The 26,275-nt window shown below is 67.0% G+C and carries 22 protein-coding genes; 11 read left to right on the top strand and 11 right to left on the bottom strand.

The features are described from left to right. Positions 1–65 precede the first annotated feature (65 nt). From DDZ17_RS16045 to DDZ17_RS16035, 3 genes are read left to right on the top strand one after another with little or no spacing between them, the layout of a single operon-like run. A complete protein-coding gene (locus DDZ17_RS16045) occupies positions 66–1,331 on the top strand; it encodes an NAD(P)/FAD-dependent oxidoreductase (protein WP_116367978.1) in 1,266 nt (421 codons plus the stop codon). Next, a complete protein-coding gene (locus DDZ17_RS16040) occupies positions 1,328–2,104 on the top strand; it encodes a DUF1365 domain-containing protein (RefSeq protein ID WP_241505918.1) in 777 nt (258 codons plus the stop codon). The genes DDZ17_RS16045 and DDZ17_RS16040 overlap by 4 nt, the downstream gene beginning before the upstream one ends. Then, positions 2,097–3,362 (top strand): SAM-dependent methyltransferase, encoded by a 1,266-nt coding sequence (locus tag DDZ17_RS16035; RefSeq protein ID WP_116367977.1) that lies wholly within the window; start codon positions 2,097–2,099, stop codon positions 3,360–3,362. Before DDZ17_RS16040 ends, DDZ17_RS16035 begins: the two co-directional genes overlap by 8 nt. Here DDZ17_RS16035 and DDZ17_RS16030 read toward each other — a convergent pair. The 3 genes from DDZ17_RS16030 to DDZ17_RS16020 are packed head-to-tail and all read right to left on the bottom strand — an operon-like array spanning position 3,359 to position 8,561. Beyond that, on the bottom strand, positions 3,359–5,719 hold the full coding sequence (locus DDZ17_RS16030; RefSeq protein ID WP_170150228.1) for an ATP-dependent DNA helicase: 2,361 nt from the start codon (positions 5,717–5,719) through the stop codon (positions 3,359–3,361). The two genes, DDZ17_RS16035 and DDZ17_RS16030, sit on opposite strands and share 4 nt — an antisense overlap. Next, a complete protein-coding gene (locus DDZ17_RS16025) occupies positions 5,712–7,376 on the bottom strand; it encodes a VRR-NUC domain-containing protein (protein ID WP_157976682.1) in 1,665 nt (554 codons plus the stop codon). The genes DDZ17_RS16030 and DDZ17_RS16025 overlap by 8 nt, the downstream gene beginning before the upstream one ends. A 9-nt stretch (positions 7,377–7,385) precedes the next feature. Continuing rightward, a complete protein-coding gene (locus DDZ17_RS16020) occupies positions 7,386–8,561 on the bottom strand; it encodes a PQQ-dependent sugar dehydrogenase (protein WP_116367974.1) in 1,176 nt (391 codons plus the stop codon). Between the two features lie 211 nt (positions 8,562–8,772). Here DDZ17_RS16020 and nhaC point away from each other — a divergent pair, with 211 nt between their 5' ends. Genes nhaC through bluB form a run of 3 tightly spaced genes read left to right on the top strand, consistent with a single transcriptional unit; the run spans position 8,773 to position 11,494 of the window. Next, positions 8,773–10,278 (top strand): Na+/H+ antiporter NhaC, encoded by a 1,506-nt coding sequence (gene nhaC / locus DDZ17_RS16015; RefSeq protein WP_116367973.1) that lies wholly within the window; start codon positions 8,773–8,775, stop codon positions 10,276–10,278. Beyond that, the gene (locus tag DDZ17_RS16010; RefSeq protein WP_116367972.1) at positions 10,275–10,727 is read left to right on the top strand and encodes an acyl-CoA thioesterase; all 453 of its coding nucleotides are present in this window, start codon (positions 10,275–10,277) and stop codon (positions 10,725–10,727) included. The genes nhaC and DDZ17_RS16010 overlap by 4 nt, the downstream gene beginning before the upstream one ends. Then, positions 10,724–11,494, top strand: a complete 771-nt coding sequence (gene bluB / locus DDZ17_RS16005; protein ID WP_116367971.1) for a 5,6-dimethylbenzimidazole synthase — start codon at positions 10,724–10,726, stop codon at positions 11,492–11,494. Before DDZ17_RS16010 ends, bluB begins: the two co-directional genes overlap by 4 nt. Here bluB and epmA read toward each other — a convergent pair. Continuing rightward, positions 11,491–12,447 (bottom strand): EF-P lysine aminoacylase EpmA, encoded by a 957-nt coding sequence (gene epmA, locus DDZ17_RS16000; protein ID WP_116367970.1) that lies wholly within the window; start codon positions 12,445–12,447, stop codon positions 11,491–11,493. The two genes, bluB and epmA, sit on opposite strands and share 4 nt — an antisense overlap. 5 nt (positions 12,448–12,452) lie before the next feature. After that, entirely contained in the window at positions 12,453–13,022 is a 570-nt protein-coding gene (efp, locus tag DDZ17_RS15995; RefSeq protein WP_116367969.1) for an elongation factor P, read from the bottom strand. A 161-nt stretch (positions 13,023–13,183) separates the two neighbouring features. Here efp and DDZ17_RS15990 point away from each other — a divergent pair, with 161 nt between their 5' ends. Beyond that, the gene (locus DDZ17_RS15990) at positions 13,184–14,872 is read left to right on the top strand and encodes a hypothetical protein (protein WP_116367968.1); all 1,689 of its coding nucleotides are present in this window, start codon (positions 13,184–13,186) and stop codon (positions 14,870–14,872) included. A 10-nt stretch (positions 14,873–14,882) separates the two neighbouring features. On the opposite strand, the gene serB is transcribed toward DDZ17_RS15990, so the two are convergent. Beyond that, positions 14,883–16,100, bottom strand: coding sequence for a phosphoserine phosphatase SerB (gene serB, locus DDZ17_RS15985; RefSeq protein ID WP_116367967.1), 1,218 nt, complete (start codon positions 16,098–16,100; stop codon positions 14,883–14,885). Positions 16,101–16,229: 129 nt separating this feature from the next. On the opposite strand from serB, the gene DDZ17_RS15980 reads away from it, so the two are divergent. Beyond that, the gene (locus DDZ17_RS15980; protein WP_157976681.1) at positions 16,230–17,471 is read left to right on the top strand and encodes a hypothetical protein; all 1,242 of its coding nucleotides are present in this window, start codon (positions 16,230–16,232) and stop codon (positions 17,469–17,471) included. Between the two features lie 57 nt (positions 17,472–17,528). On the opposite strand, the gene parC is transcribed toward DDZ17_RS15980, so the two are convergent. Together parC and DDZ17_RS15970 are read right to left on the bottom strand one after the other, a co-directional pair. Further along, positions 17,529–19,784, bottom strand: coding sequence for a DNA topoisomerase IV subunit A (parC, locus tag DDZ17_RS15975; protein WP_116367965.1), 2,256 nt, complete (start codon positions 19,782–19,784; stop codon positions 17,529–17,531). A gap of 131 nt (positions 19,785–19,915) precedes the next feature. Continuing rightward, positions 19,916–20,734 carry a Crp/Fnr family transcriptional regulator gene (locus DDZ17_RS15970; protein ID WP_116367964.1) on the bottom strand — a complete coding sequence of 273 codons (819 nt, stop codon included), beginning with the start codon at positions 20,732–20,734 and terminating at the stop codon, positions 19,916–19,918. A gap of 233 nt (positions 20,735–20,967) precedes the next feature. Between DDZ17_RS15970 and DDZ17_RS15965 the strand changes: the two genes are divergently transcribed. Then, entirely contained in the window at positions 20,968–21,450 is a 483-nt protein-coding gene (locus DDZ17_RS15965; protein WP_116367963.1) for an FKBP-type peptidyl-prolyl cis-trans isomerase, read from the top strand. Then, positions 21,447–21,905 (top strand): GNAT family N-acetyltransferase, encoded by a 459-nt coding sequence (locus DDZ17_RS15960; RefSeq protein ID WP_116367962.1) that lies wholly within the window; start codon positions 21,447–21,449, stop codon positions 21,903–21,905. Before DDZ17_RS15965 ends, DDZ17_RS15960 begins: the two co-directional genes overlap by 4 nt. Before the next feature lie 3 nt (positions 21,906–21,908). Here DDZ17_RS15960 and dtd read toward each other — a convergent pair whose 3' ends face one another. Together dtd and typA are read right to left on the bottom strand one after the other, a co-directional pair. Beyond that, entirely contained in the window at positions 21,909–22,352 is a 444-nt protein-coding gene (dtd, locus tag DDZ17_RS15955) for a D-aminoacyl-tRNA deacylase (RefSeq protein WP_116367961.1), read from the bottom strand. Positions 22,353–22,366: 14 nt separating this feature from the next. Then, complete coding sequence (gene typA / locus DDZ17_RS15950; RefSeq protein WP_116367960.1) at positions 22,367–24,181, bottom strand: translational GTPase TypA; 1,815 nt, start codon at positions 24,179–24,181, stop codon at positions 22,367–22,369. A gap of 266 nt (positions 24,182–24,447) precedes the next feature. Here typA and DDZ17_RS15945 point away from each other — a divergent pair, with 266 nt between their 5' ends. After that, complete coding sequence (locus tag DDZ17_RS15945; protein ID WP_116367959.1) at positions 24,448–24,765, top strand: DMT family transporter; 318 nt, start codon at positions 24,448–24,450, stop codon at positions 24,763–24,765. Between the two features lie 46 nt (positions 24,766–24,811). Here DDZ17_RS15945 and thiI read toward each other — a convergent pair whose 3' ends face one another. Then, positions 24,812–26,257, bottom strand: a complete 1,446-nt coding sequence (thiI, locus tag DDZ17_RS15940) for a tRNA uracil 4-sulfurtransferase ThiI (RefSeq protein WP_116367958.1) — start codon at positions 26,255–26,257, stop codon at positions 24,812–24,814. Positions 26,258–26,275 lie beyond the last annotated feature (18 nt).

Genomic DNA, 26,275 nt, shown 5'->3' with positions numbered 1-26,275 from the left:
GGGCGTAAATCCAGCAATAGCCCAGTCAGGCGGCACGTCTTGGTGCCACTCAGGGAGGAGATATTTTGGACATTGCGGTTATCGGCAGCGGCATTTCGGGGCTGGCCTGCGCCCACTATCTCAGCACACTGCACCGCGTCAGCGTGTTCGAGGCAGCCCAGCAGGTCGGCGGCCACACCGCCACGGTGGATGTGCAGCTGGGCACCCGGCGCTACGCCATCGACACGGGCTTTATTGTCTTCAACGACTGGACCTACCCCAACTTCATCGCCCTGCTGGACGAGCTTGGCGTAACCAGCCGCCCCACCACCATGGGGTTTAGCGTGCACGACGCCGCCAGTGGCCTGGAATACGCCGGCGGCAGCCTGGACACCCTGTTCGCCCAGCGCCGCAACCTGCTGTCGCCGCGCTTTCTGGGCATGGTGCGCGACATTCTGCGCTTCAACCGCGAGGCTGTGGCCGACCTGGACGCGGGCGCTCTGGAAGCCGGCGAAACCCTGGGCCACTACCTGCACCGCAAAGGCTACGGCGAGGCCTTTGGCCGCGACTACCTGGTGGCCATGGCCTCTGCCATCTGGAGTGCCGACAGCGAGACCATCAACGCCTTTCCGCTAGAGTTCTTCCTGCGCTTTTTCCGCAACCACGGTTTGCTGAATATCAAGAACCGGCCGCAATGGCGGGTGGTGGAAGGCGGCTCGCGGGAATACCTGCGCCCCCTGTGCCGGCGCTTTGAATCGCGCATTCACACCGGCTGCCCGGTGCGCTCGGTGAGCCGGCCCGCCACCGGCGGCGTGCTGCTGCAACTGAACGATGGCCGCGAGCAGCGCTTTGACCAGGTGGTGATCGCCACCCACTCGGACCAGGCCCTGGCCCTGCTGCAGGACCCGGCCCCCGCCGAGCGGGAGATTCTCGGCGCCCTGCCCTACCAGTCCAACGAGGTGGTGCTGCACACCGACACCCGCCTGCTGCCGCGCCAGCGCAAGGTGTGGAGCAGTTGGAACTACCACCTGGGCGCCGGCAGCGAACGCGCGGTGGTCACCTACAACATGAACATTCTGCAGGGGCTGCAGGCGCCGGAAACCTTCTGCGTCACCCTCAACCACAGCGACGCCATCAACCCGCACAAGGTGCTCGGGCGCTTCACCTACGACCACCCGGTGTTTTCCCTGCAGGGCATTGCCGCCCAGCAGCGCTGGCAGGACATCAACGGCGTGCGCGGCACCTGGTACTGCGGCGCCTACTGGCACAATGGATTCCATGAAGACGGGGTGACCAGTGCCCTGCGCGTGGCCCGCGCCCTCGCCTCGCCCCAGCAACAGGTTGCCGCATGACGGCGCTGCGTTCGCGACTGTACGAGGGCTGGCTGCAGCACCGCCGGCACCGCCCCCGGCCACACCAGTTTCGCTACCGGGTCTTCATGCCCTATCTCTGCCTGGACGAACTGCCGCTGCTGTTTGACGCCTCGCCGCTGTGGTCCTTTGAGGGCCGTGGACCTGCCAATTTCAGGCGCGCGGATTTTCTTGGCGACCCGGCCGTGCCACTGGCACAGGCCGTGCGCCAACGGGTGCATGAGGCCACCGGCCAGCACCCCGAGGGGCCCATCTACCTGCTGGCCAACCTGCGCTACTTTGGCTTTAGCATGAACCCCATCGCCTGCTACTACTGCTTTAACCGCGATGAAAGCCAGCTGGACTGGATTGTGGCCGAGGTCACCAACACCCCCTGGAAGGAGCGCCACAGCTATGTGCTGGAGGGCCCCGAGCCTGCGCGCCAGTGGTTGCGCCGCGACTTCAGCAAGGCCTTTCATGTTTCGCCCTTCCAGCCCATGAACATGCACTACCACTGGCGCAGTAACACTCCCGCCGACAGCCTGCGACTGCACCTGGCCAACAGTGCCGACGGCGAGCGCGTGTTCGACGCCTGCCTGTCCCTCAGCGCCCGCCCCTGGACCCGCGCCAACCTGCACCGCGCCCTGCTGCGCTACCCGGCGATGACGGCACAGGTGGGCCTTGGCATTTACTGGCAGGCCCTGAAGCTCTACGCCAAGGGCATGCCTTTGTACTCTCACCCCGACAAATCTCTCTCTGGAGCGCGCAATGACTAGCCAGACCTCTATCAGCACGGCCTCGTTGCCCACCCTGGCCCGCCGCCGCGGCGGGCGGGATGCACTGGCCCGGCGCCTGCTGATGAAAGTACTGACCCGCCTCGGCGCCGGCGAGCTGCTGATTCACGAACAGGGCGAATGCTACCGCTTCGGCGGCCAGGCCGACGGCCCCACAGCGGAGATACAGGTGCACCACCCCCGCGCCTGGCGGCGGGTGCTGGAGGGCGGCGTGATTGCCGCCGGCGAAAGCTACATGGACGGCGACTGGTCATCCACCGACCTCACCACCGTCACCCGCCTGTTCAGCGCCAACCTGCACACCATGGAGCGCATGCAGGCAGAGCAGTCCACCCTGCTGCGCTGGACCCTCAAGCTGGCCCACACCCTGCGCCGCAACAACCTGCGCGGCTCGCGGGAGAACATTGGCGCCCACTACGACCTGGGCAATGACTTCTTCGCCCTCTTCCTCGACCCGACGATGATGTACTCCTCCGCCCTGTTTGCCGACGGCGCCATGACCCTGGAGACAGCATCGGAGGCCAAGCTGGACGAACTCTGCCGCCAGCTTGAACTCACCCCGCAGGATCACCTGCTGGAAATTGGCACCGGCTGGGGCGGCATGGCGCTGCATGCCGCGCGCCACTATGGCTGCCGGGTGACCACCACCACCATCTCCCGCCAGCAGTACGACTACGCCTGCCGCGCGGTGCGCGAGGCGGGCCTGACCGAGCAGGTAACCGTGCTGTGCGAGGACTACCGCAAGCTGCGCGGCCAATACGACAAGATTGTCTCCATCGAAATGCTCGAAGCGGTGGGGCACCAGTACTACAGCGAGTATTTCCGGTGCTGCAATGCGCTGCTCAAGCCCGCCGGCAAGCTGGTGATACAGGTCATCACCATTCCGGACCAGCGCTATCGCCAGGCGCGGGATTCGGTGGACTTCATCAAGCGCTACATCTTCCCCGGGGGCTGCCTGCCGAGCCTGGCCGTGCTCACCCGCCACCTGGCCGAAGACAGCGACCTGGAACTGGTGCACCTGCGGGACATCACCGCCGACTACGCCGAAACCCTGGCCCACTGGCGCCAGCGCTTTCTGGCCCAGCTGGACGCCGTGCGCAGCCAGGGCTTTGACGAGCGCTTTATCCGCATGTGGGAGTACTACCTCTGCTACTGCGAAGGGGGCTTTCGCGAGCGGATTATCGGCACAGTGCAGTTTGCCGCGGTAAAACCGGGCTACCGTGTGCAACAGGCACTCTAGCGGTCTTCGTCAGCGGCGCTGGTGGCTTCCTCAGGGGAGTGAGCGGCTTTCCCCGGCGGCGCGGGCTCCAGCACTGATAAAGGCACTGGCATAGGCATCGGGGCGCCGTAGTCCCACCAGGGCGGCAACAGCGCGCGGTAGCCGCTGTGCCGATAGCGCGGGTCGATCAGCAGGGCGCGGCCGCAATCGTCCACGGCGCGCACCACCCGCCCCAGCGCCTGGGCCACCCGCTGCATACCGGGGTACTGGAATGCATAGGCGAAGCCGTCGCCGTAGCGCTGCTGGAACAACTGCTGGCGCGCGCGGGCATCGTCATCAATGCCGGGCATGCCCACGCCCACAATCACCACGCTGCTGAGCAGATCCCCCGGCAGGTCCACCCCCTCACCGAGGCTGCCGCCCAGCACCGCGAACAGGGCCACGTTCTGCTGCGCCGCCAGCAGGGCCAGGTGGGCCTCGCGGTCGGCGTCGCTCTCCCCCGGTGCCTGGGCCAGCAGGTGCCGCCCGGGCACCTCACCCAGTTGCGCCAGGCAGTCCTGCAGGTAGCGATAGCTGGAAAAAAACAGCAGGCAGTTGCCATTCACTGCTTGCAGCCACTGGCGCAATCGATCGGCCAGGGCCGGCAGCGAGGCCGCGCGCCCGCCATAGCGGGTGTCGATATCCGTCGCCAGCGTCACCTGCAGCTGCTGCGGCGCAAAGGGCGAGGCGGCGCGAAAGCACACACTGCCCTCCGGCAGGCCCAGGGATTCCCGCGCCCAGGGGAAGGGGCTCAAGGTTGCCGAGAACGCCACCACCGCGTGCAGGCGCTGGTTGTGCTCTGCCAGCAGGCGGCTGGCGTCGAGGCAGTTGAGCCGCAGCAGCAGTTTGCCCCCGGGCAGGCGCAGCTCGCAGCGAAAGTCCGCCCCCCAGTGATCGATGCAGCGCAGCAATTGCAGGCTTTCAAAGTACACATCCATCAGGGCGCTGTGGCGGGCCACACCAAGGGGTCGCCGGGCCAGCTCTTCACCCATCTGGGCGCCAAACAGCTGCAGCGCCTGTCGCAGCGGCTCGGGCACCGTTGGCTGGACTGCCTCGCCGTCGGCCTGGGTGGTTTTCTCCAGCGCCAGCAGGGCCCGGTTGAGGCGATCCAGCCCGCGCTTTAGCGGGCCCACCTGCAAGCCGCGCCGCGCCGCCAGCACGTTTTTGCGTGCCAACTGGCCGCTGAACATGCCCCGCGCCCGCTCCGGCAGATTGTGGGATTCATCCAGCAGCACGGAACTGCGCTGGCCGCTGTCGGCGAGCGGTGCAAGGGCGGGGGTAAAGCTGTACAGGTAGTGAAAGTCGGCGATGACGGTGTCCATCCAGGGCAGTAAATCCCAGGACAGCTCGTAGGGGCAGACGGTGTGCTCCTGGGCCAGGGCCTTAAGTGCCTGCTGGCCAAGGGCCGGCGCCGCCAGCGCCGCGGCCATGGCCTGGGGCAGGCGGTCGTAATAACCCCGGGCATAGGGGCAGTCGTCGCCATGGCAGGCCTTGCCCGGCGACAGGCACACGCGCTCCTTCGCGGAAAGCGTCAGGGCACGCCCGCGATAGCCGCGCTGGCGGAACAGCGCCAGGGTCTGCTCGGCGGCGCGCCGGCCGGAGCGCTTGGCGGTGCAGAACAGCACCCGCTCGTGCTTGCCACGCCCCAGGGCGAGCAAAGCCGGGTACAGCACCGCCGCCGTTTTGCCAATGCCGGTGGGCGCTTCCAGCAACAGGCGGCCGCCACGGTCGACGCACTTGTACACCCGCTCCGCCAAGGCCCGCTGGCCGGCGCGAAATTCACCGTGGGGAAATGCCAGCCTGGCCAGGCTCGCATCCCGCGCCTGGCGCTGCCGGTGGACCTTGCCAAGCCAGTCGCCAAAGCGCGCGATGGCCGCCATCAGGAAGGCCTCCAGTTCGCTGCGCTGATAGTGCTGGCTGAGCGGAAACTCCCGGTCTTCGTCGATCTGCAGCCAGGTCAGGCGCACCTCAAGCGCCGGCAGGTCCAGCTCGCGCGCGATCAGGGCGGCGTACAGCCGGCCCTGGGCCAGGTGAGCGCGGCTTAGCGCCTCGGGCAGGCTGGCCGGGTCTACCCGGCAGGTTTTTATTTCTTCCACCTGGCCTGCGTCGACATCAAAGCCATCGGCGCGGCCGCGCAAATGCAGGCTAAAGTCACCGCAGTCAAAGCGCTCTGCAACGGGGTATTCGCTCCGGTAGCTGGCCGGGCGGCGGCGGTACAGGCGCTGGTGGCCTTCTATGCCCTCCCGCGCCTCGGGGCTCGGGCGCAGGCGATGGTCGATATCGCCGCTGCGAAAGCAGAAGGCGGCCAGCTCGCGCACGGCAATGGTGTATTCAGTCATCGCGCCACTGCACCCAGGCCACGGCGGCGGGAATGCCCTCTGCGGCGAATATCCGCAGCCAGCGCTTCTGGCTGTCCTGCAGGGCATCCCCCGGCCCCTTGACCTCGATCATGCAGTAGTCGCCCGGCTCACAGCCAAAGGCAATCAGGTCGGGGAAGCCCCGGCGGTAGGCCTGCGGGTCAAACAGCTGGCGCCGCCACAGGGCCAGCAGGTGGGCCGCGGGAATGGCCGCCAGGGCCTGTTCCAGCAGGGGTCGGCTGAGCAGGCGCCAGTTCAGCCAGCGGCACTGCAGGCCGTGGTTGGCGTCAAAGCTCTGCAGCAATAACGTGGGCACATCGCCCGCTGCCAGCGCCGCCAGCCGGGCATCAATGGCAGCGCGGCGGCGGGGGTAAAAGTCGCCATCGAACATATCCGCCGGCGCCGACTGGAAAGGGTTGTGAAAGGCGCCGCGCAGGGGGCTGAAAATCTGCTCCCAGAAGGCGAGCCCGAACAGGCCGTTGATCAGGCCATTTTCCACGTAGTGCACCGCCTGCCACTGGGCGCCAAGGGCCTGCGCCGCCGCGCGCTCAACGCCCTGCTCCCCGGGAGGTAACAGCAGGTCCAGGCGCGCAAAATGGTCCCGCCGGCGCGGCGCGGGCGCCTGGCCCAGCTGGCGGCGGGCCCGGGGCAGGATGCGCTCGGCGGCCTCGCGTTCTTCTTCGCTCCAGGGGGCGGCGAGCATGGCTTCGCACAGCGCGGCAACCGCCGGCCACTGGCCCTCGGCCTCCAGCACCCGCGCCTGCCGCTCACGGGCCGGGGGCAGCTGGGCGCGGCGATACAGGGTGAGGGCAAGCTCCCGCTCATCAAGGCGCTCCAGCTGGCGCGCCACCCGGTTGAACAGGCGCCACCAGCGCCCCTCGGTAGCCGGGTGCTGCACGGCCTGCCCGACCAGCGAGCGGGCCAGCGCCAGCAGGCCGTCCTGATCGCCGGCCTCGCGCAGCTCGGCGTAGGCATCGGCCAGCGCGGCGCAGGCCAGGTAGTCATCCACCTCGTCCCTGGTGGCGAACAGGCGGTGCGCCCGATCCAGCGCATAAGGCGGGTAGCGGGCGATGCCGAGGTCGCTCAAGATGAATTCGGTGAGACTCTGGCGGCGATTGCCAAAGAACAGCAGTTGCAGCAGTGCCAGCCAGTCCCGGTGCAGGGGGGCGATTATCACATCATCGCCCGCGCAGGCGGCAAGCAGGCTGTGCGCGTCCTGCTCGCTCGCATCGGCGACCCACGCTGCCAGCGCCGCGACATCCGCCGCCTTGTCGCGCCCGGCCGGCAGCAGGTCGGGAAAGCGCTGGCGCAGTTCCGCTCGGGTGTAGAGGCTGCCCGCCTCGTCGGCGCCAAGGGCCTGCGCCCGCTGCACAAAGCCGGCATCCAGCAGGGCGGCAAGCGGCCCCTCCAGGTGGCCGATTTCGGGATAGGACAGGCGCGACAGGCGGAACCAGGGCCCAACCCGGGAGGCCAGGCGCAGGTACAGGCACTGGGCGCCGGGCTCAAGGCGGTAAAACGCTTGCAGCAGCTGCATTTCGCCGGGCTGCAGCAGGTCGCCGTACTGGGCCTCCACCGTGTGGCAGAGGCGGCGGAAGTTATCGAGGTAGTAGCGCGGTGGCAGTGCGACAGCCGTGGCCATCATTCCCCATCAGCGGCCGAGGTCGATGCGAATCAGGCGCGCGCCGCCGGCCAGGGCGTAGAGCTTGCCGTCGGGGCCGATCTCCACGTCGCGAATGCGCATGCCGAGGTTGGCCAGCAGGCGGGTCTCATTGCCAACCCCGTCGGCGTCCAGTTGCAGCCGGCTGATGCGGGTGAGTTTAAGGCCCGACACCAGCGCCGAGGGCTGCCAGCCGGGGTAAACGTCACCGGTGTAAAAGGCGAGATTGCCGGTGCCGATGGAGGGCACCCAGTACACCAGCGGCTGGCGCGTGCCCTCCAGGTGGGTGCCTTCGCCAATGGCGCCGCCGCCGTATTCCTCGCCGTAGGTGACCAGGGGCCAGCCGTAGTTGGCGCCGGCCTTGAGGACGTTGAGTTCGTCCCCGCCCTGGGGGCCGTGTTCGGTGACCCAGATGCTGCCGTTCACCGGGTGGCGGGCCATGCCCTGGGGGTTGCGGTGGCCGTAGGTCCAGATCTCCGGCAGGGCGCCGTCGGTGCCAACAAAGGGGTTGTCTTCGGGCACCCGGCCGTCTTCAAACAGGCGCATGACCTTGCCGTTGTGGCTGTCCAGGCGCTGGGCCAGTTCGCGGTTGCCGCGATCGCCCACGGTCACATAGAGGTAGCCATCGGCCAGCAGCAGGCGCGAACCAAAGTGGCGGCGCTCCCGGAAAAACGGCTGGGCGGTGAACAGGTCCTGCACATCCACCAGCGCATCGCCGTCCAGGCGCGCGCGGCTTACCCGGGTGCTGTAGCGATTGCTGTCGTCGGTAACGGTATAGCTGAGGTATACCCAGCCGTTGTCGGCAAAGTCCGGGTGTACCAGCACGTCCATCAACCCGCCCTGGCCGGCCTGTACCGTGGCCGGCACGCCGCTGATTTCGGTAACGGCATAGGTGGTGCCGTCCACCCGCTTCAGGGTGCCGCCCTGCTCGGTAATCAGCAGATTGCCATCGGGCAGGAAGGCCATGCCCCAGGGCTCGTCCAGCCCCCCCGCCAGGGTCACCATCTGCAGGCGCGGTGCGCCGGACGCCTCGCTGTCGAGGCCACTCTCCTGGGCCGGCGCCACCGGCGGCGGCTCGTCGCTGGGCCGGGTCACGCCGCAGGCGGGCAGCAGGGCGATGGCCGCGGCCACAAGGCCAGGGCGCAGGATGGAGTACAGGTACGTCATGGGCGGTTCCGGCAGTGTCACAGGGGTGGGCTAATGGTACGTGATACTACAGGGACTGTCAGACCCGGGCTTGGTTCCCGCCACCTTCGGCCAGCGCGGGCCGTCCTGTACCCGGCGGGGCTTTTCAGGCATTCTGCTGCCTTTCACGGCATCGGCGCTAATCGCCTCCGGTTCCGGCCTCTTTAGAATAAGCAGCACGAGACCTCCAGCCTTGAGCGTAAGCAGCCACAGTAATCCCCGCCTGACCCTGGCCCTGGCACTCACCCCGATTCTCTTTCTTGTCGCCCTGCTGGCCTGCTCGGTCTACCTGTTTGGCGCCGACTCCTCCTACGGCGCCAACCAGATCGCCCTGGTGCTGGCCAGTTGCGTGGCCGCCCTGGTGGGCAGGAAGACCGGCATCGGCTGGAGCGCGGCCCAGCAGGGCATTATCGACGGCATCAGCGTGGGCCTGGGCCCGACCCTGATCCTGCTGTCGGTGGGCATGCTGATCGGCACCTGGATTCTCAGCGGCACCGTGCCGGCCATGATCTACTACGGCGTGGCAGTGCTCGACCCGTCCATTTTCTACGCCGCCAGCGCCGCCATCTGCGCCATTGTGGCGGTGAGCATAGGCAGCTCCTGGACAGTGGCCGGCACCCTGGGCATTGGCCTGATGGGCATTGCCGGCAGCTTCGACCTGTCGCCGGCCATCACCGCCGGCGCCATCGTCTCCGGGGCCTACTTTGGCGACAAGCTCTCGCCCATGTCCGACACCACCAACCTGGCCTCTGCCGCCACCGGGGTGGACCTGTTCGACCACATTCGCCACATGCTGTGGACCACGGTGCCAAGCTTTGCCATCGCCCTGCTGATCTTCGCCCTGATCGGCAGCTCCGAGGCCGCCACGCCGGAGGAGATCGCCGCCCTGCAGGCCAGCCTGCAGCTGGAGTTTGACATTGGCCTGCACCTGCTGATTCCGCTGGTGGTGATGCTGGTGCTGGTGTACAAGCGCTTTCCCGCCTATCCCGCCATTATTGTCAGCGCCCTGCTGGGCGCGGTGTTTGCCCTGCTGTTCCAGGGCGAGGCGGTGGCCCGGCTAGCCGGGGACGCCGGCGAACTGGGGCAGGGCTTTTTGCTGCTCAAGGGCGTGTGGATCAGCCTGTTCAATGGCTATGTCTCCAACAGCGGCAATGAATTCCTCGACGCCCTGCTCAGCAAGGGCGGCATGAGCAGCATGCTCAACACCGTGTGGCTGATTATCTCCGCCCTCGGTTTTGGCGGCGTGCTGGAGCGCACCGGCATTCTCGACTACCTGCTGACCCTGGCCCTGAAGGGCGTGCGCAGCGTCGGCTCGCTGGTGCTGACCACCGTGGGCACCTGCATCAGCGCCAACATCCTGGCCGCCGACCAGTTCATCGCCGTGGCCCTGCCCGGGCGCATGTACAAAGACGAATACGAGCGCCACGGCATCTCGCGCCTGAACCTGTCGCGCACCCTGGAAGACTCCGCCACCCTCACCTCGGCCCTGATCCCCTGGAACACCTGCGGCGCCTACATGGCGGCCACCCTCGGCGTGGCGACCTTCTCCTACGCGCCCTTCGCCTTCTTCAACTTGCTGTGCCCGGTGATCGCCGTCATCTACGCCTTCCTCAATATCGCCATCAAGCCGGCGGAGGAGGCCAAGGCAGAAGCAGAGACAGACGCAGAGACCGACGCAGAGACAGAGGCCCGGGCATGAGCCACGCCGACCTGCCCTGGGACCACCCCGAGCCCTTTGTAGTCAGCCACACGGTCAGCCCCGGTGACATCGACGGCCTGGAGCACACCAACAACACGGTCTACGTGAAGTGGTGTGAACAGGCGGCCTGGGGCCACTCGGTGGCCCTGGGGCTAGACCTGGACTGCTACCGGCGGCTGGATCGCGCCATGGCCATCACCCGGGCCGAGTACGACTACCTGCAGGCCTCCCGCGCCGGCGATGAACTGCTGACCGCCACCTGGATTGTCGGCTGGGACCGGCGGATCACCATGCAGCGCCGCTTCCAGATTGTGCGCCCGGCGGATGGCCTGACCCTGCTGCGCGGCGCCATGCAGTTTGCCTGCATCGAAATCAGCAGCGGCCGGCCGCGACGCATGCCGGCGGAATTCGTCGAAGGCTACGGCCCCGCGGTTCTGGACTTGGCATGAACGGTACTGGCGACTTCAGCCCCGCCGAGCGCGAGGGGCTGTACCGGGCTATTTTTGAGCGCAGGGACGTGCGCTCCCAGTTCCTGCCGGACCCGGTGCCCGCCGAGGTGCTCGCCCGCCTGCTGCAGGCGGCCCACCACGCCCCCTCGGTGGGCTTTATGCAGCCCTGGGACTTTTTGCTGATCGAAAGCCGGGAGACCCGGCGCGCGGTCAAGACCCTGTTTGATGCCGCCAACGCGCAGGCCGCCCGCCACTACGCCGCAGAGCAAGGCGAACGCTATCGCCGCCTGAAACTGGAGGGCATTCTCGACAGCCCGCTGAATCTCTGCATCACCTGCGATCGCAACCGCGGCGGCCCCCATGTGCTGGGGCGCGACAGCATGTTCGACACCGACCTGTTCAGCACCTGCCTGGCGGTGCAGAACCTGTGGCTGGCGGCCCGGGCCGAGGGGCTGGGGGTGGGCTGGGTGAGCATTGTCGACCCGGCGGCGCTGGCCGGGGTGCTGGCCCTGCCGGACGGCGTGTATCCGCTGGCCTATCTGTGCGTGGGCTATGTCAGTGAATTTCTGCCGGCGCCGGAACTGGCCGCGGCGGGCTGGCGCCAGCGCCTGCCGCTGGCGCAACTGCTGCACGGGGACAGCTGGCACCAGGACGCCCCGGCGGCGCTGCAGCAGGCGGTGGGCAGGCTGCCGGCGGTGGATGACCCAACAGATGACCCGACAACAGAATGTCCGGTAGCAAACAGCCCGGCGGACGAATCGCCCTAGCTGCGCTCCCAGTCAAAGGCCAGCACCCGGCGGATGTCCGTCTCGCCGGTGGCCAGCATCAACAGCCGATCCACCCCCAGGGCCACCCCGCTGCAGGCCGGCAGGCCCGCGTCCAGCGCTGCCAGCAGGCGCTCGTCGATGGGCCGCGGCGCCTGCCCCAGCGCCCTGCGGCGCTCGTTGTCGGCAATAAAGCGCGCACGCTGCTCGCTGGCGTCGGTCAGCTCGCAGTAACCGTTGGCCAGCTCCACACCATCAATGTACAGCTCAAAGCGCTGGCCCACCGCCACGCCGTCCACCGTCACAATCCGCGACAGGGCCGCCTGGGTGGCGGGATAGTCGTACACAAAGCACAGGCCCTGCCCGGCCAGCCAGGGCTCCACCTGGTGGGTGAGCAGCACATCCAGCCAGAAGTCGCGATCACCGGCGAGGTCGCCAAGGTCGTGGGCGGCACGGGCCTGCGTCTCCAACTGCGCGCTGCTGGCAGAGAATGGGTCGATGCCGATGCTGTCCACAAACAGGGCCCGGTAACTGAGCTTGCGCCAGGGGCGCTGCCCCAGGCAGGCGCACACCAGCGCCGCCACCTCGTCCATCAGGGCGTGGTGGTCAAAGCCCGGCCGGTACCACTCCAGCAGGCTGAACTCGGGGTTGTGGCGGGCCCCGGCCTCGCCGTCGCGAAAGGCGCGGGCAATCTGGTAGATGGGCCCACTGCCCGCCGCCAGCAGGCGCTTCATGGCGTATTCGGGGGAGGTTTGCAGATAGCGCGGGGCGGCGGCAACCGAGCGGCCTTCGCCAACGATCAGCGGTTCAATGGCGGGGTCGGTGATGCCGGCGCTGCACAGCAGCGGCGTTTCAACTTCAAGCACCCCGCGCTCATCAAAGAAGCGGCGCAGGGTAGCCAACAGCCCGGCGCGCGCCCTGAGTTGATCGAGGCCCGCGCCAGGTTGCCAGGGCATGGGGCTTACTTGCTGACCCGGTTCTGGTATTCGCCGGTGCGGGTGTCCACGCGCACCACTTCACCGGTGGTGATGAACAGCGGCACCTTGACCACGGCGCCGGTGACCAGGGTGGCCGGCTTGCTGCCGCCCTGGGCGGTGTCGCCCTTCAGGCCCGGGTCGGTCTCGACAATTTCCAGCTCAACAAAGTTGGGCGGGGTCACCGACAGGGGGCTGCCGTTGTACAGGGTAACCACGCACTCGTCCTGCTCTTTCAGCCACAGGTGGGAATCACCCACGGCCTTGGCGTCGGCCTGGAACTGCTCGAAGGTGCCCGGCTCCATGAAGTGCCAGAACTCGCCGTCGTTGTAGAGGTACTGCATGTCGCGGTCCATCACGTCGGCGCCTTCCAGGGAGTCACCCGACTTGAAGGTGCGCTCCCACACGCGGCCGGTGGCGAGGTTGCGCAGGCGCACGCGGTTAAAGGCCTGGCCCTTGCCGGGCTTGACGAACTCGTTCTCGAGAATGGAACAGGGGTCGCCGTCCAGCATCACTTTCAGGCCGGAGCGGAATTCGTTGGTGGAGTAGTTAGCCATGACTGCCACAGTTGCTGAAAAAATGGGCGGCAATGATACCTCACAGCGGCGCGTATTGGCAGCGCCGCGCCGCCTCAGGCGGGCCACCGGTGGCTGTGGCGGGAAAGCCGCCTCTTGGGCTACTCTTTAAGCAGCCAGATAATCAGAATTGGCGGTTGCCCATGAGTGAAAGCGCACCCATCAAGTTGCGTATACCGCGGCAGGACCTCACCCACATGGAGGCCTTTGCCCCCAACGTCGAAGACGCCACCCGCTGGGCGCAGCACCTGCCAACTGCCGACCTGCGCAACGCCGTGAGCCTGCTGCGCGAAGCGGTGGGCGAGCTGAACCGGGTGCCGCTGGCCCCGGCCACGCGCCAGCACATTCTCGAGGCGCTCAATCCCACGCTGCAATCCCTGCTGCAACAGCTCACCCGGCTGTTTCTGAACCAGCCGCTGGTGCTGCCGGAAACCTCCCGGCAACTGGCGGAACTCACCGAGAGCCTGCTCAGCCTGGTGTCCACCGGCTACACCCTGGTGGCCATTCACACCATCCAGCGCGTCGGCGGTGAGCAGCCCGCCCACCCGGCCCGCCTCGCCTGCGAGGCCCTGCAACGGGCCATTCAGTTTGCCGGCCAGCGCATGCTGCAAACCTTCCAGCTGTACCAGCACCTGGAGCCCCAGAGCTGGCTGACCCTGCACCAGCTCTACGCCCTGGGCGAGCGCCAGCAGCTGGCCAAACTGCCGGTGCAGGATCTGCAGGGCCGCACCACCACCCTGACGGGAGCCTGGCTGCGCGTTGCCCTGCTGGGCTGCTGCCAACCCAACCAGCTGCGCCAGAGCGACCTCACCGGCATTTACCGCGCCCTGCAGGATGCGTGGGGGCAACTACTGCGGCTGGGCAGTGAACGGGGCGAGGGCGCCGACCAGTTTGTGGTGGACCTGCACAGCGACCAGCCGCCGCACTACAGCCGGGGCGAGGCCCGTGGCATTGAACTGCGCTACATAGATACCGCCGGCCTGATGGCCGAGCTCAAGAAGCTGCGCGAACAGGAGCGGCAGGGGCGGGGCCACCGCTCGCCCCTGCTGGCGCTGGGGCTGCCAGGCTCCATCCTCGACCACCTGATCAACGCCCTGTCGCCCCCCAGCCAGCGCAACTTCAGCCGCCGTCCCGGCGAGGCCAGCAAGCTGGAGGTAACGGTTGGGCTCAGCGGGGCCCACTTCCACTGCGCCGGCGAGCGCACCTTCAGCGAGTTTCTGCCGGCCGACGGGCCGGGGGACGACAGCCCCTTCAGCGCGCCGCCTCCCTCTGCCAGCGCCAGCGCACAAGAGCGCTTCGCCGTGTATCGCGCCGAGATAATGAACGCCAGCCCGGGGGGCTACTGCCTGAGCTGGACCGACCCCACCCCGGTGAACCTGCGCTCCGGGGACATTCTCGGCATTCGCGAAACCGGCCAGGTGGAATGGGTGGTGGCCACGGTGCGCTGGATCAGCGCCATGGAAGCGGCCAGCACACTGGTTGGCCTGGAGCTGCTAAGCCCCCGCGCCATGCCCTACGGCGCCCGGGTGATGGGGGCGGGCGGCGAGCTGTCGCGCCCCATGCGTGTGCTGCTGCTGCCGGAAATCAAGCTGGTGGGCAAACCCCACACCCTCATTACCCCGCGCACCGGTTTTCGCGAACGCCAGCGGGTGGTGCTGCTGGGTGACGGGGAGGAATTTCTGGTGCAGCTGCTGCGCCAGGTGAGCGCCAGCGGCAGCTACAGCCAGTTTGATTTCCGCTATATCCGGGAGCTGGAAAAAAGCACCAGCGCAGTGGCCGAGGAAATCACCATGCCCAAATCCACCTTCGACTCCCTGTGGTCGCAGATCTGAACGACGCGCCTCAGTGCTCCTGCTGGTAGCGGTCTGAGATACCCAGCAGGTACAGGATGGCGTCCAGCCCCAGGGTGGAGATGGACTGCTCGGCGCTCTGCTTGACCAGGGGCTTGGCCCTGAAGGCCACCCCAAGGCCCGCGATGCTGAGCATGGGCAAATCGTTGGCGCCATCACCCACCGCAATCACCTGCTGCAGGTCGATGCCCTCGCGGCTGGCAATCTCGCGCAGCAGCTCCGCCTTGCGTCGCCCGTCCACAATCTCGCCGCTCACCGCGCCGGTCACCCGGCCATCGACAATATCCAGCTCGTTGGCGTAGACGTAATCGATGCCCAGGCGCTGCTGCAGCATGCGGGCAAAATAGGTAAAGCCGCCGGAGAGGATGGCGGTGCGATACCCCAGCCGGCGCAGGGTACTGATCAGGTGCTCGGCGCCCTCGGTGATCTTGAGCCGCCCGGCGATGGTGGCCAGCGCCTCCTCCGGCAGCCCCTGCAGCAGGGCCACCCGGGCCCGGAAGCTCTCGCTGAAATCCAGCTCGCCACGCATGGCGCGCTCGGTGATGGCCGCCACCTGCTCGCCAACCCCGGCCTCCCGGGCCAGCTCGTCGATCACCTCTGCCTCGATCAGGGTGGAGTCCATATCGAAAGCCACCAGGCGGCGGTGGCGGCGGAACATGTTGTCCTGCTGCAGGGCCAGGTCCACATCCAGGCTGGCCGCCAGCTCCAGCAGGTCGCTGCGAAACGCCGCCGGGTCGGCCAGCGGCCCGCGCACGGAAAACTCCACACAGGCCTTGCTGAGCGGCGGCAGTTCGCCCAGCGGCAGGCGGCCCGACAGGCGGGTGATGCCGTCGATACCCAGGCCATGGTCGGCAAACACGGCGCTCACCTGGCTCACCTGCTCGGCGCTGATTTTGCGCGCCAGCAGGGTAATGATGTAGCGCGCCCGGCCCTGGGCCTGCACCCATTCGCCGTAGGCCGCCGGCGCCACCGCCTCGCTGCGCAGGCGCAGCCCGGCCTCATCGGCAAAGGCCTGCAGGGCGCCTTGCAGGGCGGGGCCGTCGTGGCCGGGTTCAAGCTCCACCAGCAGGCCCAGCGACAGGGTGGCGTGAATCACCGCCTGCCCGATATCCAGCACGTTGCCGCCGTGCCGGGCAAGCACCCCAGTCACCGCCGCGGTGATGCCGGGCCGGTCCGGGCCGGACAGGGTAATCAGCAGGATATCGTTCACGGGCAGCCTCACTGGCGACAAAGCGCGCTATTCTACCCGCGCCCGCGAGGTCGGGAAACCGCCCGCCAGGCCCGCAGGGCGGCTGCATTGGTTTATACTCAGCCGCTTTGGGAAGGGATGACGGGCCGCGTGATCAGCCGGATACAAAACCTGAAACTGGGCCAGCAGCTGGCCCTTGTGGCCGCGCTGTGCTGCCTGTTTGTCAGCCTGTCGTTGGTGCTGCTGGCCACTTCATCCAGCCAGCACCTGCTGCAGTCACAGCAGGCCGAGCACGGCAACGCCCTGGCACGGCAGATTGCCGGGCGCGTGGGCACCGCCCTGGAAACCGGCGACCTGCTGAGCGTGGCCGCCTCGCTGCAGCGCTTTGTGGCCAGCTCGCCGGCCCAGCAGGTGACGGTGTATGACGTGGAAGGCAAGGCTCTCGGCCAGGCCGGCAGCACCAGCGGCGAGAACCTGCGCCAGTACCGGGCGCCGGTGCGAGTGGCATCCGACGTGGCCGGCGAAGTGGTGATCACCCTCAACGCCGACAGCGCCCAGGCCGCCCGCTGGCGCTTTTTGCTCAGCCTGCTGGGTCTTGCCATCCTGCTGAGCGCCGCCGTGTACGGCATCACCCTGCACCTGGGCCAGCGCCTGGGCAAACAATTGCTGGGCCTGGGCCGCAAAATTGCCCTGGAAGAAAACCGCGGCCAGCCGCGCCCGGCCAACGAGCTGCAGTCCCTGGCCGGCGACATCGACGCTCTGCCCATGGACCTGCTGCGCCCGCGCTCCGGCAGCGGGGCGCGGGATGAAAACTACGACAGCAGCGCCATTCTCTACCTGCACCTGGCCAGCCTCACGGAATACGTGGACACCCTCGACGAAGAGTCCCTGCACCGCTACACCGACCGCCTGCACCAGGTGGTGTACGCCGCCGCCGGCTTTTACGGCGGGCGCATCCAGGTGATGCGCCAGTTTGGCCTGGCCATTTTCTTCACCGGCCAGGGCAGCGCCGGCAGCGCCGCCTTCCGCGCCGCGTCCTGCGCCTGGCTGGTGCAGTCGGTGTGCCGCGAGGTGGAGAAAACCATGTCGCTGTCGCTCGGCATCAATATGGCGGTGGCCCACAGTGAGCTGGGCCTGGGTGACGAGGCGGATATCTACCCGGGCCTGTATATGCAGCACACCCTGGATGAGCTGCTGGCGGTGTGCGCCAGCCTGCCGCCACGGGTGATGCTATCGCCGGGCATTGTGGACGATGTGGATGTCAACGGCCGGCTGGAAGCCCAGCCCAGCGAGCTGGGGAACTATTCGATTCTGGAGAGCTTCGAGGGCCCCTACGCGGACCTGCTGGAACGCCAGCTACAGCTGATTCTGCGCAAAATAGCCGGGCCGTAACGCGCTAGTCGCCCGCGCATGAGCGGCGCCCCCCGCGCGGGAGGCGCCGTTTATCCATCACCCTTCCACAACCATCCCGTCGACCTTCTGAAAGCCACGCGGCAGCTTGTTGCCGCGCCGCCCGCGCTCGCCGCGGTAATGCTCAAGCTCCGAGAACTTCAGCGTCAGGTGCCGTTTGCCCGCATGCACCACCAGTGACTGCTGCTCGCCGAGCACCTGCACCGACACCAGGAACTCCTCCCGCGCCTGCACCCGTGCCCCGGGAATGCCGAGAATCTTGTTGCCCTTGCCCCGGGCCATCTGCGGCAGGTCGGCCAGGGGGAACACCAGCAGGCGACCCTCGTTGGACACGGCGGCCACGTAGGCCCCGTCACCGGCACCGTCGATAAGGGCCGGCTGCATGACCTTGCCGCCCTTGGGCAGGGTCAGGGCGGATTTGCCCGCGCGGTTCTTGGATTGCAGGTCGGCGAGCCTGGCGACAAACCCGTAGCCGGCGTCGGAGGCCAGCAGGCAGAGCTGTTCCTCGGGGCCCATCACCATGCCCTCGAAGGTGGCCCCCGAGGGCGGGTTGATGCGCCCGGTCACCGGCTCGCCCTGGCCCCGGGCAGAGGGCAGGTTATGGGAGGCCAGGGTGTAGGCGCGGCCGGTGGAGTCGAGGATGACCACCGGCTGGTTGCTGCGCCCGTGCACCGCCAGCTTGAAGCCGTCGCCGGATTTGTAGCTGAGGCTGCCCGGGTCGATATCGTGGCCCTTGGCGGCGCGAATCCAGCCCTTGTCGGACAGCACCACGGTGATCGGGTCGGCGCTCATCAGCTCCAGGGCCGAGAAGGCCTTGGCCTCGTCGCGCACGGCCAGTTGCGAGCGGCGCTCGTCGCCGTACTGCTCGGCGGCGGCCACCAGCTCTTTCTTGATCAGGGTTTTCAGGCGCGCTTCCGAGCCCAGGGTCAGTTCCAGCTTTTCCCGCTCGGCGTTCAGCTCGTCCTGCTCGCCGCGAATTTTCATTTCCTCAAGCTTGGCCAGGTTGCGCAGTTTCAGTTCGAGGATGGCTTCGGCCTGCACATCGGTAATGCCAAAGCGCGCCATCAGGGCGGGCTTGGGCTTGTCCTCGGTGCGGATGATGTGGATGACCTCGTCGATGTTGAGGTAGGCAACCAGGTAACCTTCCAGGATGTGCAGGCGCTTGAGCACCTTCTCCAGGCGGTATTGAAGGCGCCGGCGCACGGTGGTGGTGCGAAAGCTCAGCCACTCCCTGAGGATAACGTTGAGGGGCTTCACTGCCGGGCGGCCGTCGATGCCGATGAGGTTGAGATTGACCCGGTAGGTCTTCTCCAGGTCGGTGGTGGCGAAGAGGTGGCTCATCAGCGCCTCTACATCCACCCGGTTGGAGCGCGGCACAATCACCAGGCGGGTGGGGTTTTCGTGGTCGGACTCGTCGCGCAAATCCGCCACCATGGGCAGCTTCTTGGCCTGCATCTGCGCCGCGATCTGCTCCAGCACCCGCGAGCCGGACACCTGGTAGGGCAGCGCGTTCACCACCACGTCGCCGTTTTCCTTCTCCCACACCGCGCGCATGCGCATGCCGCCGCGGCCGGTTTCGTACATGTTAATGATCTCATCGCGCGGGGTGACAATCTCCGCCTCGGTGGGATAGTCGGGGCCCTGCACAAACTCGCACAGCTCGGCCACGGTTGCCCTGGGCGATTCCAGCAGGTGCACGGCGGCGTTCACCACCTCGCGCAGGTTGTGCGGCGGCACATCGGTGGCCATGCCCACGGCAATACCGGTGATGCCGTTCAGCAGCACATTCGGCACCTGGGCCGGCAGCACCGAGGGCTCATCCATGGTGCCGTCGAAATTGGGCACCCAGTCCACAGTGCCCTGGCCCAGCTCGCCAAGGAGTACCTCGGCGTAGGCGGTCAGGCGCGACTCGGTATAGCGCATGGCGGCGAAGGATTTGGGGTCATCCGGCGAGCCCCAGTTACCCTGGCCGTCCACCAGCGGATAGCGGTAGCTGAAGTCCTGGGCCATCAGCACCATGGCCTCGTAGGCCGCGCTGTCGCCGTGGGGGTGGAACTTGCCGATCACATCGCCCACGGTGCGGGCGGATTTTTTGAATTTGGCACTGGCCTTCAGCCCCAGCTCGCTCATGGCGTAAACGATGCGCCGCTGCACCGGCTTCAGGCCATCGCCGATGTGGGGCAGGGCCCGGTCGAGAATGACGTACATGGAATAGTCCAGGTAGGCCTTTTCGGTGTACTGCTTGAGTGACACCTGCTCGGTGCCTTCGTGATCCATTTCCAGTATGTCGGACATGCTTGACTGGTCCTGTCTTTGCGATGGTTGCGATGGTTGTGTTCAGTGCGATGGTAGCGTTTTTTGCGATGGCTGCGTTCAGTGCGCTCGCCCGGCCCACAAGCGGCACAGGGGCGAGCCTGCCCGCCGGTTCAGGTTTGCGGTCTGCGGGCGCTGCTGCGCAGGCCCACCAGCTGCTCGTTCAGGTTGACGATGGAGTTGGCCATGTCAATCAGCAGGCTGTGGATGGTCGCGGGGTTGCTTTTGATAAGGTCGGTAAACTGCTCTTTGGGCACCTTCACCACGGCACAGGGTGTTTCGGCGCGCACGGTGGCGCTGCGGTCGGCGTGGGTCAGGGCGGCCATGGCGCCGAAAATCTCGCCCTCGCCGATGCGCCCGACAATCACATCGTCCACCAGCACCTCGGCGCTGCCGGAGGACAGGTTGAACACATAGTCGGCGCGCTCCCCCTGGCGGATGATGATGTCACCGGCCTCGAACATCTCAAAGCCGGGGGTGGCCTGGCTGTCTTCGTGGGTGCGCGCGGCGGTCAGGCGCAGCATCATGCCGGCGTAGGTGATCAGCAGGCGGGTCCACAGCTTGATGGCCGCCGGCTCGGCGAACACCCGCTGCATGAATTCCAGCGCCGGGTAGCTGTACAGGCTGGCGCCGGCTTCGCTGCCGTAGAACACCGCCACATCGCGATTGCCAAGGCCGGCGATATCCGGCAGCAGCATGTCGCCCTCTTCCAGAAAGTACACGGTGCGGCCGCGGTAGCGGGCGCTGATGGAGCCGCTGTCCACCAGGTAGAACTTGCCGCCGTCAAAGCCGCGAAAGTTGCCCTGGGGTGTTGCCTCCACCTCCACCCGCACCGGGGGGATGTTGACCACATCCAGCAGCGCGGCAACCAGCTCCTTGTGCTGCTGGTTCAGCCGATTGAAATCCTGTGCGAGCTCTGCGTTCGCTAACATTCTCTACCCTTGTTGTGCCAGCGCCGTACCCGGCGCCCTGGCGGCTCTGTGCTACGAGCACCCGGCTCTGTGCTGCGAGCCCCGGCCTTCCGCCGCGCCGCCCGCCAACATGCGGGGCGGCAACGCAGGGCAGTATAGTAGCAAGTGTCCGCCGGGGGGAATACGCGCACCGGCCAGGGCGGGGAAGGCGAGCGATGCGTGCTAGAATCGCCGCACTTTTCAGGAGATCAATCGTGAATATCAGCAAGCACAGTGTCGCCACCTTCCACTACACCCTGCGCGATGAGCAGGGCAACGAAATGGAAAGCTCCCGCGACGGCGAGCCCAGCGCCTATCTGCACGGCGCCGACAATATCATCCCCGGCCTTGAGGCCGCGCTGGAAGGCAAGGCCGCCGGCGACCATGTGGATGTCACCCTGGCGCCGGCGGATGCCTACGGCGAGCGCCAGAGCGAGCGCGAGCAGAAGGTGCCGGTGAAGCACCTGCTGTTCAGCGGCAAGCTGCGCCCCGGCATGGTGGTGCAGGTGAACACCCAGCAGGGCCGCCACCCGGTCACCGTGCTCAAGGTGGGCCGCCACTCGGCCACCGTGGACACCAACCACCCGCTGGCCGGGCAGGCCCTCACCTTCGAGGTGGACATCGTCGATGTGCGCGCCGCCAGCCAGGAAGAGATCGACCACGGCCACGCCCACGGCGCTGGGGGCCATCACCATTGAGTGAGCTACGCTGGGAGATCAAGCGCTTCGAAGCGCTCAGCCTGAAGGAACTGTACGCGGCGCTGCAGTTGCGCCAGGCCGTCTTCGTGGTAGAGCAGGATTGCCCCTACCAGGATCTGGACGGGCTGGACCAGGACGCCCTGCACCTGCTGTGCTGGCGTGGGGACGCGCTGCTCGCCACCCTGCGCTGCCTGCCGCCCGGCCTCAGCTACGCCCAAAGCTCCCTCGGCCGCATTGTGGTATCACCCGAGGCCCGCGGCCTGAAGCTCGGCCGGGAACTGGTACAGCGCGGTATCGACTTCAACCTGGCCCAGTGGCCCAGCAGCGGCATCCGCATCGGCGCCCAGGCCTATCTGCTGGATTTCTACACCAGCCTGGGCTTTGTCAGTGAAGGGGATGAGTATCTGGAAGATGGCATCCTGCACGTGCACATGCAGTACCGGGCGCCCGCCTGAAGCTCAGGCCGCCGCCTCCAGCAGGAAGGTGACCGGCCCATCATTGACCAGCGACACCTGCATATCGGCGCCAAAGCGGCCGAAGGCGCAGTGCGGGTGGCGGCTTTGCAGCAGCGTGCACATTTCACCGTAGAGGGCCTCGGCCTCGGCCGGCGGCAGGGCGCTGGAGAAGCTCGGGCGCAGGCCCTTGCGGGTGTCGGCTGACAGGGTGAACTGGGACACCAGCAGCACGCCGCCGCCGGTGTCGGTCACCGAGCGGTTCATGCGCCCGGCGTCATCGCTGAACACGCGGTAGCGCAGCAGCTTGTCCAGCAGTTTGTCTGCCACCGCCAGATCATCGCCCCGGTCCAGGCCCAGCAGCACCAGCAGGCCGGGGCCAATCTCCCCCACCCGCTCGCCGCCGACATCCACGGCGGCATGGCTGACCCGCTGCAGCAGGGCTTTCACGCCGGCTGCCGGCCTCAGGCGGCGCGGCTGGCGCGCTTGCGCTCGTGCTCCAGCAGCAGCTTTTTGCGCAGGCGAATGCTCTCGGGGGTCACTTCCACCAGCTCGTCGTCTTCGATGAACTCCAGCGCCTGCTCCAGGGTGTGGCGCACCGGCGGGGTGAGGGTCAGGGCCTCGTCGGTGCCGGCGGCGCGGATGTTGGTGAGCTGCTTGGCCTTGGTGGGATTGACCACCAGGTCGTTGGCGCGGGCGTGCAGGCCGACAATCTGGCCTTCGTAGATGTCCTCGCCGTGGCCCAGGAACAGGCGGCCGCGATCCTGCAGGGTGTACAGGGCGTAGGCCAGGGTTTTGCCCTTCACCATGGACACCAGCACACCGTTGGTGCGCTTGGCCACATCGCCCATTTTCACCGGGCCGTAGTGGTCAAAGATGCTGGTCATGATGCCGGAGCCGCTGGTCAGCGTCAGGAAGTGGGAACGGAAGCCGATCATGCCGCGAGAGGGCACTACAAAAGTGAGGCGCACCCGGCCCTTGCCGTCGGGTTCCATGTTGGTAAGCTCCGCCTTGCGCAGGCCCAGTTCTTCCATGATGGGGCCCTGGTGCTGGTCCTCAACGTCGATCACCACCTGCTCGTAGGGCTCCTGGATTTCGCCGTCCACCACCTTCTGCACCACTTCCGGGCGCGACACACCCAGCTCAAAGCCTTCCCGGCGCATGTTCTCGATCAGCACCGACAGGTGCAGTTCGCCGCGGCCAGACACCTTGAACTTGTCCGGGGTATCGCCCTGCTCCACGCGCAGGGCCACGTTGTGGATCAGCTCCTGGTCCAGGCGCTCCTTGATGTTGCGGCTGGTGACGTACTTACCTTCCTTTCCGGCAAAGGGGGAGTCGTTCACCTGGAAGGTCATGCTCACGGTGGGCTCGTCCACGGTCAGCGCGGGCAGCGCTTCCGGGTGATCCGGGTTGCACAGGGTGTCGGAGATGTTCAGCTCGCCAACGCCGGTAATGCAGACGATGTCGCCGGCGGTGGCCTCGGCGACTTCCACCCGCTCCAGGCCCAGGTAGCCCATCACCTGCAGCACCTTGGCCTTGCGCTTGTCGCCCTCGCGGTCGAGGATCACCACCTGCTGGTTGGGCTTCAGGCTGCCGCGCTTGATGCGGCCCACGCCAATCACGCCAACGTAGCTGTTGTAGTCCAGGGCCGACACCTGCATCTGGAAGGGGCCTTCCAGGTCCACCTGGGGCGGGCTCACCTTGTCCACAATCATTTCGAACAGGGGTGTCATGTCGTCGGCCATGTCGCTGTCGTCCAGGCCGGCAATGCCGTTCAGGGCGGAGGCGTAGATCACCGGGAAGTCGAGCTGCTCTTCGGTGGCACCGAGGCTGTCAAACAGGTCGAACACCTGATCCATCACCCAGTCCGGGCGCGCGCCGGGACGGTCGATTTTGTTGATCACCACAATCGGGTTGAGGCCCTGCTCGAAGGCCTTGGAAGTCACAAAACGGGTCTGCGGCATGGGGCCGTCCACCGCGTCCACCAGCAGCAGCACGGAATCCACCATCGACAGCACCCGCTCTACCTCGCCGCCGAAGTCGGCGTGCCCGGGGGTGTCGACGATGTTGATGCGGTAGTCGTTCCACTTGATGGCGGTGTTCTTGGCCAGGATGGTAATGCCGCGCTCTCGCTCCTGGTCATTGGAGTCCATGACACGCTCGGCGCCCTCGGAGCGGCGGTCCAAGGTGCCGGACTGCTGCAGCAGGCAGTCCACCAGTGTGGTCTTGCCGTGGTCAACGTGGGCGATGATGGCGATATTGCGGAGATTGTCGATCAAGGGAAATCCTGTGCCCCGTGGGGGTCAGCGGGTAAAAATGGCGGCGGATTATACCCTACGGACGGTGACAGCCGTAGTCTGCCAAGCGGCAGTATGTCACACCGCCGCGCGGCGGCCGGCGGCCACCCCGGCCGGGGCAGGCGTGCACTATTACCGCGCACTGGCCTTGAAATTGCCGCCATCGCCCCCATAATCACACCCCGTGAGGACGACCTCCCCCGCACTGGGCTAAACAGCCGGGACGACCCGGAGACAGGAGAACTGCAATGTCCTGGCTCTATCTCGCTTTGGCGGGCCTGCTGGAAATCGTCTGGGCGGTCGCCATGAAACAGTCCGATGGCTTTACCCGCCTCGGCGCCACCGCACTTATGCTGGTTGCCATGGTCGGCTCCTTCGGCCTGCTGGCACTGGCCATGCGCACCCTCCCCCTGGGCACCGCCTACACCATCTGGACCGGCATTGGCGCCATTGGCGCATTCGCCGTGGGCGTGTTCTGGCTGGGCGAAGCCCTCACCCCCCTGCGGGTGGCCGCCGCCCTGCTGATTGTGGCGGGCATTCTGGTGATGAAGCTGTCCACGCCCTGAGCGGGGCGAGACTCGGGCGCAAGCCGCCTAAGGCGCAAAGCCCTCCCTAGGGAGCGTACACCTTCACCGGCAGCACGCCGTCTGCCAGCAGGTGGCTGGCGTGCAGCCGGCTCATCACGCCCTTGCCACAGTAGAGCATGTAGGTTTTGTCGCGGGGCAGCTGCGCCGCCCGGGCATGCAGCTGGTAGAAGGGAATCTTCGCCACCTCGGCGTTGACCTGCAGGGGCGCCAGCGCTTCTTCGTCGGGGTGGCGAATGTCGATGATGGTGGCGCCGGCCAGCGGCACAGACAACACTTCCACGCCCACCCGCTCCAGCTCTTCATCGGCCAGGCGGTCGATGCGGGTCTGCCTGGCGCCCGCCAGCGCCCGGTCGAGGATGGCCATGTCAAAGCGCGCCTCTTCGGCCCGCACCCGCTCCAGCCGGGCCCGGGTGGTGGGGTTGACCGAGATCACCCCACAGTACTCGGGCATGTTGGCGGCAAAGTCGCGGGTGCCAATCTCCGTCGCCATGTTCACAATGTCTTCTTTGTCGGTGGCAATCAGCGGCCGCAGCACCAGGCGTTCACTGACCTCGTCGATCACCGACAGGTTGCGCAGGGTCTGGCTGGACACCTGGGCCACACATTCGCCGGTCACCAGGGCGTCGATGTCCAGGTCGGCGGCAATGCGATCGGCCACCCGTAGCATCATACGCTTGAGGATGACCCCCATCTGGCTGTCCTGGATGTTGTTCAGCAGCTCGGCCACCACTTCCTCGAAGGGCACGCTGATAAACAGCACGCGCTGGCCGCTGCCGTATTTCTGCCACAGATAGAGCGCAACCTCCTTGACCCCGATTTCGTGGTCGCGCCCGCCGAGGTTGAAAAACAGAAAGTGGGTGCGCATGCCGCGTTTCATGGTGAGGTAGCTGGCCACCGGCGAGTCGAAGCCGCCGGAGATCAGCGAGAGCACCGGGTCGATGCTGCCCACCGGGTAGCCGCCCAGGCCCCGGTGACGCTCGCCCACCACATAGAGCGTGCGCTTGCTGATCTCGATATCAACGGTGACCTGCGGCTGCTTGAGCTTGACCCCCGCCGCATCGGTGCGCGCCAGCAGGGCGCCGCCCACCTTGCGCTCCACCTCCACCGAGGTGAAGTCGTGGTCGCCATTGCGCTTGCAGCGCACGGCAAAGGTTTTGCCGGCCAGGCGCTCGCCGTACACCGGCAGCACCTTCTCTACGATGTCGTCCAGATCCCCCAGCGGATGCGCCTGCACCTCCAGGATGTAGGTGATGCCCGCCACGTGGCGCATGGCATCCACCATGCGTCGCTGCCGGGCGGGGTCGGCGGCGGTTTCCACCTCCAGCTTGTCCCAGTGGCGGTTCACCCGCACCTCGGGGTCGATGTCCTTCAGCACCGTGCGCAGGTTCTCCGACAGCTTGTCCACAAAGCGGCGCCGCACCGGCTTGCTCTTGATGGCGATTTCAGAGAAGAACTTGACAACAAATTTCATGGGGACGAGTAGGAATGG

This window comes from Parahaliea mediterranea (genome assembly GCF_003402235.1).
GTDB classification, from domain to species: Bacteria; Pseudomonadota; Gammaproteobacteria; order Pseudomonadales; family Halieaceae; genus Parahaliea; species Parahaliea mediterranea.
Note: the sequence above shows the minus strand (reverse complement) of the source record. Positions and strands in the feature narration are given on the sequence as shown.

What these genes read in the sequence shown, in the direction of transcription:
- parC (WP_116367965.1), bottom strand. Translation starts at nt 19,784, where the DNA reads ATGTCCGACATACTGGAAATGGATCACGAAGGCACCGAGCAGGTGTCA.
- epmA (WP_116367970.1), bottom strand. Translation starts at nt 12,447, where the DNA reads ATGCCCTGGCAACCTGGCGCGGGCCTCGATCAACTCAGGGCGCGCGCC.
- DDZ17_RS15945 (WP_116367959.1), top strand. Translation starts at nt 24,448, where the DNA reads ATGTCCTGGCTCTATCTCGCTTTGGCGGGCCTGCTGGAAATCGTCTGG.
- bluB (WP_116367971.1), top strand. Translation starts at nt 10,724, where the DNA reads ATGAACGGTACTGGCGACTTCAGCCCCGCCGAGCGCGAGGGGCTGTAC.
- DDZ17_RS16025 (WP_157976682.1), bottom strand. Translation starts at nt 7,376, where the DNA reads ATGGCCACGGCTGTCGCACTGCCACCGCGCTACTACCTCGATAACTTC.
- DDZ17_RS16020 (WP_116367974.1), bottom strand. Translation starts at nt 8,561, where the DNA reads ATGACGTACCTGTACTCCATCCTGCGCCCTGGCCTTGTGGCCGCGGCC.
- DDZ17_RS16010 (WP_116367972.1), top strand. Translation starts at nt 10,275, where the DNA reads ATGAGCCACGCCGACCTGCCCTGGGACCACCCCGAGCCCTTTGTAGTC.
- efp (WP_116367969.1), bottom strand. Translation starts at nt 13,022, where the DNA reads ATGGCTAACTACTCCACCAACGAATTCCGCTCCGGCCTGAAAGTGATG.
- DDZ17_RS16035 (WP_116367977.1), top strand. Translation starts at nt 2,097, where the DNA reads ATGACTAGCCAGACCTCTATCAGCACGGCCTCGTTGCCCACCCTGGCC.
- DDZ17_RS16040 (WP_241505918.1), top strand. Translation starts at nt 1,328, where the DNA reads ATGACGGCGCTGCGTTCGCGACTGTACGAGGGCTGGCTGCAGCACCGC.
- thiI (WP_116367958.1), bottom strand. Translation starts at nt 26,257, where the DNA reads ATGAAATTTGTTGTCAAGTTCTTCTCTGAAATCGCCATCAAGAGCAAG.
- DDZ17_RS16030 (WP_170150228.1), bottom strand. Translation starts at nt 5,719, where the DNA reads ATGACTGAATACACCATTGCCGTGCGCGAGCTGGCCGCCTTCTGCTTT.
- DDZ17_RS15970 (WP_116367964.1), bottom strand. Translation starts at nt 20,734, where the DNA reads ATGTTAGCGAACGCAGAGCTCGCACAGGATTTCAATCGGCTGAACCAG.
- DDZ17_RS15990 (WP_116367968.1), top strand. Translation starts at nt 13,184, where the DNA reads ATGAGTGAAAGCGCACCCATCAAGTTGCGTATACCGCGGCAGGACCTC.